The sequence below is a fragment of the Mesorhizobium sp. M0437 genome (assembly GCF_040321335.1).
In the GTDB taxonomy this organism is placed as follows: Bacteria; Pseudomonadota; Alphaproteobacteria; order Rhizobiales; family Rhizobiaceae; genus Mesorhizobium.
The window spans coordinates 1-6890 of the sequence record NZ_JAMYRK010000126.1; the positions used below are offsets into that span (position 1 = coordinate 1).

The window sequence follows — 6890 nt, forward strand, 5'->3', positions numbered from 1 at the left end:
GCCTTCGGCAAGCGTGCGCTGGTCGATACGACGGCGATGCTCATGCGGCGTGCCGGCCGGCTGGACGAGCTGGGAGGCCGCTATGCGGCCTTGATGCGGGTGCGCGCCGGCGCGCTGCTCGGCGCACCGCAAGGGTTGCAAGGCAAAGCGCTCGACCACTGGCTCGACTCTCGCGATAAGGAGCAAGCCGGCGGCTTCACGACGCGCTCGCAAGCGGCCGGCGAGGCGAAGAATCTGACGCAGATGCAACAGGCAGCAGAACGGCTGCATGACTGGACGGCAAGGAGGCTCGGTGAACGTCGATGATGTGAAGGCCCTGGCGACACGGATCAGGGAAGAAGTGGCCAAGGCGATCACCGGGCAGCACGATACGGTCGACCTGATGCTGACCGCCTTGTTTGCGGGCGGGCATATCCTGCTGGAAGGTCCTCCGGGCACGGCCAAGACCATGACCGCGCGCTGCTTCGCCCAGGCGCTTGGGATCGCCTACGGGCGGATCCAGTTCACGCCGGACCTGATGCCCGGCGATATCGTCGGGTCGAACATCTACAACTTCCAGACCGGGCAGTTCACGCTGACGCGCGGCCCGATCTTCTGCGATCTCCTGCTTGCCGACGAAATCAACCGCACGCCGCCCAAGACGCAGGCCGCACTGCTCGAGGCGATGCAGGAGCATGCGGTCACCTTCGACGGCACCACGCATTCGCTCGGCCGCAATTTCATGGTCGTCGCGACCCAGAATCCGATCGAGCACCAGGGCGTCTATCCGCTGCCGGAGGCGCAGCTCGACCGCTTCCTGTTCAAGCACCGCGTCAGCTATCCCGGCCCCGAGGAAGAACGAGCCATCATCGTCCATCATGGCGGCGGCTCCGCCTCGCACGACATCGCGCAATATGGCATCGAGGCGCAGACGGATCGCGAAACGCTGCAGGAGGCCCTTGAAGTCGTCGGCTCCGTCACCCTTGTCGACGATGTCGTCGGCTACATAGCGGCGCTGGTTCGGGCTACGCGCGAAAATGCCGATCTGGAGGTCGGGGCCAGTCCGCGCGCCGGCGCCATGCTGGCGCGGGCGGCGCGTGCCCGGGCGGCGCTGGACGGACGCGCCTATGTGATCCCCGACGATGTCAAGGCGCTGGCGGTGCCGGCGCTGCGTCATCGCGTCATCCTTTCGCCTGCCGCACAGATCGATGGCCGGCTGGTCGAGCAGATCGTCTCCGACCTGGTCGACCAGACGGAAGCACCACGTTGATCTATCCCAGCGGCCGAGCGGTATGGGCAGCTGCGGCCGGCGCGGTGCCGGCCTTCCTGGTCGCGCTGGCATTGCCGTCGTTCTGGTATCTGGGATTGCTGTGGAGTTGCCTGCTGCTTGCCTTCCTGGCGGTGGATGCCGCGGCCGGACGCGGACGGGCATCGCTGAATGCCAGCATCGATGCGCCGCAGCAGGCCGGTGTCGGCGGCGAGTTCAGCGTGCAAATCACCGCCCGTCACTCGGGGCCGTGCGCCGCGGAGGCTCGCGTCGGCCACGATGCACGTCTGGCGCCGGTGGACGGCAGCGGCGGCGCCTTGCTGCCAATCGCCGGAGGCGGGTCGCTCAACCTCCGCTTCCAGGCGCTGCGGCGCGGCGTCGCCAGCTTCGACCGTCTCTGGGTGCGCTGGCGCGGGCCGTTCGGGCTGGTCTGGAACCAGGTCGTGCTGCCGGTGGAAAGCAAGGTTGCGGTGCTGCCCGACGTCAGCAGCGCCCGCGGCGAGGCGATCACGCTGCTGCAACATGCGGCGCTTGCCGAAGGCCATGCGCAGCGCCGCGCCGGTCAAGGCCGCGAGTTCGACGCGCTCAAGGACTACCAGCCGGGCATGGGCCGGCGGATGATCGACTGGAAGCGCAGCGCCCGCCACGGCAAGCTGTTGGCGCGCGAGTTCCGCATCGAGGAGAACAACAACATCGTGCTGGCCATCGACAGCGGACGCCTGATGTGCGAACCGGTCGACGGGGTGCCGAAGGTGGACCGGGCGGTGACGGCCGCCCTGCTGTCGGCATTCATCGCGCTGAAGGGCGGTGACATGGTCAGCCTGTTCGGCTTCGATGCAAGGCCGCGCGTTTCGAGCGGCGCGGTGCGCGGCGCCGCCAGCTTTGCGATGATCCAGAAACGGGCCGCCGAGATCGACTACTCCAGCGAGGAGACCAATTTCACGCTGGCATTGACGACGCTGGCGGCGCGGCTCGACCGCCGCTCGCTGCTCATCATCTTCACCGATTTCGTCGATCCGATCAGTGCGGAATTGATGCTGCGCACCGTGGGCCGGCTCACCGAACGGCATCTCGTGCTGTTCATGATGATGAAGGACACCGAACTGGAGAGCCTGGCCGACCTGCCGCCACGCTCCGGCGAGGATGTTGCCCGCGCGGTCGTTGCCGGAGGGCTCTTGCGCGAAAGGCAGGTCGTCATCGGCCGGCTGCGCCTGCTTGGGGCGCATGTGATCGAAGCCGACCACAACCGGCTCGGTCCGGCGCTGGTCGAGCGCTATCTGCAGTTCAAGCAGGAGGATTTGCTGTGACGGCGCCGGTACGCGGCAATGCGGAGCGCGGCGACGCGGTACGCCAGTCGCTGGCCAGCTTCCGCCGCGAGCGCGAGGCCGACTGGAAGGCATTCGAGGCGCTGCTGGCGCGTGTCGAGAAGCGTGCGCCGCGGACGCTTTCCGAAGAGGAGCTGCTGTCGCTGCCGCTGCTCTATCGATCGGCGCTGTCTTCCCTATCGGTGGCGCGCGCGACATCGCTCGATAATGCGCTGGTCGGCTATCTCGAAGCGCTGTCGCTGCGCGGTTATTTCTATCTCTACGGCGCGCGCCGCGGGCTGCGGCAGCGCCTCGCCGATTTCTTCCTGCATGACTGGCCCGAAGCCATTCGCGACCTGTGGCGCGAGACATTGGCGTCGGTCGCGCTGATGGTGATCGGCATTGGTGCAGGCGCCTGGCTGGTGGCATCCGACAAGAGCTGGTTCGACGCGATCATCCCGCCCGGCCTGGCAGGAGGCCGCGGCCCCGACACCTCGGCCGAGCTGCTGCGAGGCATGCTTTATGATGGCGACAATGGCTTTCTCTCAGGCTTTGCCGCCTATCTGTTCACGCACAACGTCCAGGTCGCAATCCTGGCCTTCGCCCTTGGCTTCGCCTTCGCGGTGCCGACGGTGCTGCTGATGCTGTACAACGGCTGCATGATCGGGGCGTTGTTCCAAGTCTATTGGTCCAAGGGGCTTGGCATGGAGCTCGGCGGCTGGCTGGCCATCCACGGCACCACCGAATTGTTCGCAATCTCTTTGGCCGGCGCGGCGGGCATGCGCATCGGCACCAGCATCGCCTTTCCCGGCGAATTGACACGCATGGCGGCAGCGGCTCGCGCCGGACGCATCGCCGCGAACGCCATGGTCGGGGTCTCGGTCATGCTGCTGTTTGCCGGGCTGCTCGAGGGCATTGGCAGGCAGACCATCACCAGCGACGTCACGCGCTACGGCATTGGCGGGGGCATGCTGGTGCTGTGGATCGGTTATTTCTACCTGTTCCGGGCGGTGCGGCATGGCGATCGTTAAACGCGCCGCCTTCGCGGCTATACGGCCGCTGATCACGCCCGAAGGCGTCGATCTCCGGATAAAGTTGGCCGACGCCGGCACGCGGGCTTCCGCCTTCCTGCTCGACATCGTGTTCATCGCCGTGGCGGCAATCGTGATCACGATCGTCGCGCTATTCGGGGTGGGAGGCCTTGGCAGCGAGGGATTTCAGCCGCTCTTCGTCGTCTGGATCATCCTGATCTTCTTTCTGCGCAACGCCTACTTCATCGTTTTCGAAGCGGGCCGGCGCGCGGCTACGCCCGGCAAGCGGATCGTCGGCATCCGGGTCGCGTCGCGCAGCGGAGACGGCCTGTCGATCGACCAGGTCATCGCCCGCAACCTGATGCGCGAGATCGAGGTGTTCCTGCCGCTGTCGATCATCACTGGACGCAGCGGGACCGACCTCGCCGACACGCTGACGACGGTGTTCGGACTGGTGTGGACGCTGCTGTTTGCCTTGTTCCCGCTGTTCAATCGCGACCGCATGCGGATCGGTGATCTGTTGGCGGGGACCTGGGTGGTAGAGGCGCCGAAGCGCGCCTTGCTTGAAGACCTGTCGGCACGACAGGATCCAGCGGCCGGCGCCTTCCGGTTCAGCCACGCCCAGCTCGATGCCTACGGGATTGCCGAACTCCACAAGCTGGAGGAGGTGCTGCGCCGCGATGACTATTTCGCCCTGCGGACAGTGGCCGAAACGATCGGACGCAAGATCGGCGCGGCACCCCAAGCCCATGACGCACGCGCGTTCCTGACGGCTTACTACGGCGAGCTACGGGCGCATCTCGAACGCAAGCTGCTGCTCGGCAACCGCAGGGCCGACAAGCATGCGCGGTAGCAGTTGCCGAACAGGCGCAGCTAGCGAGAAGCATCGGTGCTGCCCCTCATCCGCCTGCCGGCACCTTCTCCCCGTATAGTGACGGGGAGAAGGGAGATAGACGCAATGTCGACCACTATTCCGCAACGCTGCCAGTTTGCGAAACCATCTGCGATAGCGTCTTTCTCCCCGTCACTATACGGGGAGAAATGCCCGGCAGGGCAATGAGGGGCGGCGCCGACGAACCTGATGAGCCCCTCTCATGAACCCCGGTTCAAATGCCACCCTCCCCTATCCCACCCACTTCTCATAATCGGACACCAGCAGGTGCAGCGGTGCTGTGTCCTCGTCGATGTCCGCGAAGCGGCCGATTGGTTCGCGGAAGACGTTGTCGGTGAGATCGTCGTTGACGGTCGAAACCTCGCCGATCAGCACGTCCTTGCCCTCGGCCCAGAAGGCGTGCCAGACGCCCGGCAGCAAGGTGACGCTCTGGCCTGGGTCGAGCTTCAGGAGCCCACCCGCAGGTAGTCTGTGGATGGTTCCGTCGACAGGCACCGATACTTCGGCCTTCGGATCGATGCCGCCATCGCGATCATGCATGAACAGCTCCAGCACCAGCTTGCCGCCGCCACGGTTGATGATGTCCTCGGCCTTGATGTTGTGGCGGTGCATCGGCGACAGCTGATCCTTGCGCGAGATCATGATTTTTTCGGCATAAAGCATGCCCATGCCCTTCTTCATGTCCTCGTAGCGGCCGTTGCGAACGGTGAACAGGAACAGGCCGAGCTCGTCGAATTTCTCCTGGCCGTAGTCGGTGATGTCCCAGCCAAGCCGCGACGAGAAGATTGCCGACGAATCCTGCCGGCGCGCCTTCATCTCTTCCGGCGACCAGTAGGCGAAGGGCGGCATGATGTAGCCGAACGAGCGGATGAAGGCGTCGGCGTCGCGGATGATGTCGTTGATGGCGGAGCGTTTCATGATCGTGGTTCCTTCCCGTCGCTTTGCGAGCGCTAGAACGGTTCATCGTTTCACGGAAACGCCGAACCGCTCGATCTTTTTTTGGACGCAATTCCGGACGGAAAACCGTTTCACACTTTTCCTGGAATTGCTCAAACCGCAATAGCCGAACGTCCATCCGGTGTCGATGCAAACTGCTGTCGCTGGCCCCATGACATGCGGTCCGATCAGGGCCATAAGGTCAACCAATTTTCCGATGGTGAGACCATGCGCAGCATAGACGACCTCGATACGCCGGCGATCCTGATCGATGCCGACCGCGCCGAAGCCAATATCGCGCGGGCGCAGGCCCATGCCGACCGGCACGGGCTGAAGCTCAGGCCGCACGTCAAGACCCACAAGCTGCCCTACTGGGCAAAGAAGCAGATCGCGGCGGGCGCCGTCGGCATCACCTGCCAGAAGATCGGCGAGGCCGAGGTCATGGCCGATGCCGGACTGACCGACATCTTTCTGCCCTACAATATCGTCGGGCGGGCCAAGCTGGAGCGCCTCAAGGCGCTGCACGGCCGCGTAACCCTGTCGGTGACAACGGACAGCATGGACACGCTGATGGGGCTTGCCGCCACCTTTGCCGATCCCGGCCACCGCCTGCCGGTGCTGGTCGAATGCGACACCGGCATGGGCCGCTGCGGTGTGCAGTCGGCCGGCGAGGCAGTCGCGCTGGCGAGCGAGATCGACAAGGTTCGGGGGCTCGTCTTCGGCGGCTTGATGACCTACCCGGGGGCCGGCCGCGCCGCCGAGACCGAGGCGTGGCTCGCCGAAGCGCGGCAAGCACTTGCCGCAGCCGGCCTTGCTTGCGAGCGCATCTCCAGCGGCGGCACACCCGATATGTGGCGTTCCGGCGAGCACAGCGTCGTTACCGAATACCGGCCCGGCACCTACATCTATCTCGACCGCTACCAGGTCGCCAAAGGCGTCGGCAGCCTCGACGATTGCGCACTGACGGTGCTGTCGACGGTGGTCAGCCACCCAACGCCGACACGCGCGATCCTCGACGCCGGCAGCAAGGCCCTGTCCAGCGACACACTGGGGCTCGCCGATTTCGGTGAGCTGCTGGGCATTTCAGGCGCAAGGGTGACCAGCCTCAGCGAAGAGCACGGCAACGTCACGCTGTCAGGCGGCGCCGAGCTTCGCATCGGCGAGCGCGTGCGCGTCGTGCCCGACCATTGCTGCGTCGTCACCAACCTGTTCGACGAGGTGCATCTGATCGAAGGCGACAAGGTGCTGGAAACGCTGCCGGTGGCAGCACGCGGGCGGATGGGGTGAGTCCAGCTGGAGCGCGTGCGCTTCAGGTACAAAATCCTTCAAACGCTGGAGGGACAGCACCCCCCCTCTGGCCTGCCGGCCATCTCCCCCTCAAGGGGGTGTTTGGACCGGAGACATCGCGAACAGGTGTGCGAGGACATCGCGAACAGTTTGGCGCGCTTTGCGCCGGGAGGTTCGGGATGCCATTCGAGGAC

6 protein-coding genes and 1 pseudogene are annotated in these 6890 nt (G+C 65.4%); 6 read left to right on the forward strand and 1 reads right to left on the reverse strand.

The window, feature by feature from the left end:
* The 5 genes and pseudogenes from NKI72_RS33535 to NKI72_RS33555 form a co-directional block, all read left to right on the forward strand.
* Window positions 1–306: pseudogene (locus tag NKI72_RS33535) on the forward strand (DUF4350 domain-containing protein); the annotation flags it as partial.
* Window positions 293–1249, forward strand: coding sequence for an AAA family ATPase (locus tag NKI72_RS33540; protein WP_352449246.1), 957 nt, complete (start codon window positions 293–295; stop codon window positions 1247–1249). The pseudogene NKI72_RS33535 and the gene NKI72_RS33540, both read left to right, overlap by 14 nt.
* Window positions 1246–2553, forward strand: coding sequence for a DUF58 domain-containing protein (locus NKI72_RS33545; RefSeq protein ID WP_352836460.1), 1308 nt, complete (start codon window positions 1246–1248; stop codon window positions 2551–2553). Before NKI72_RS33540 ends, NKI72_RS33545 begins: the two co-directional genes overlap by 4 nt.
* Complete coding sequence (locus NKI72_RS33550) at window positions 2550–3581, forward strand: stage II sporulation protein M (protein ID WP_352473664.1); 1032 nt, start codon at window positions 2550–2552, stop codon at window positions 3579–3581. Before NKI72_RS33545 ends, NKI72_RS33550 begins: the two co-directional genes overlap by 4 nt.
* Window positions 3568–4434, forward strand: coding sequence for an RDD family protein (locus NKI72_RS33555; protein WP_352836463.1), 867 nt, complete (start codon window positions 3568–3570; stop codon window positions 4432–4434). Before NKI72_RS33550 ends, NKI72_RS33555 begins: the two co-directional genes overlap by 14 nt.
* 270 nt (window positions 4435–4704) lie before the next feature.
* Here NKI72_RS33555 and NKI72_RS33560 read toward each other — a convergent pair whose 3' ends face one another.
* The gene (locus tag NKI72_RS33560) at window positions 4705–5391 is read right to left on the reverse strand and encodes a D-lyxose/D-mannose family sugar isomerase (protein WP_023674428.1); all 687 of its coding nucleotides are present in this window, start codon (window positions 5389–5391) and stop codon (window positions 4705–4707) included.
* Window positions 5392–5637: 246 nt separating this feature from the next.
* Between NKI72_RS33560 and NKI72_RS33565 the strand changes: the two genes are divergently transcribed.
* Window positions 5638–6696, forward strand: coding sequence for a D-TA family PLP-dependent enzyme (locus tag NKI72_RS33565; RefSeq protein WP_352682109.1), 1059 nt, complete (start codon window positions 5638–5640; stop codon window positions 6694–6696).
* Window positions 6697–6890 lie beyond the last annotated feature (194 nt).

What these genes read in the sequence shown, in the direction of transcription:
- NKI72_RS33560 (WP_023674428.1), bottom strand. Translation starts at nt 5,391, where the DNA reads ATGAAACGCTCCGCCATCAACGACATCATCCGCGACGCCGACGCCTTC.
- NKI72_RS33565 (WP_352682109.1), top strand. Translation starts at nt 5,638, where the DNA reads ATGCGCAGCATAGACGACCTCGATACGCCGGCGATCCTGATCGATGCC.
- NKI72_RS33555 (WP_352836463.1), top strand. Translation starts at nt 3,568, where the DNA reads ATGGCGATCGTTAAACGCGCCGCCTTCGCGGCTATACGGCCGCTGATC.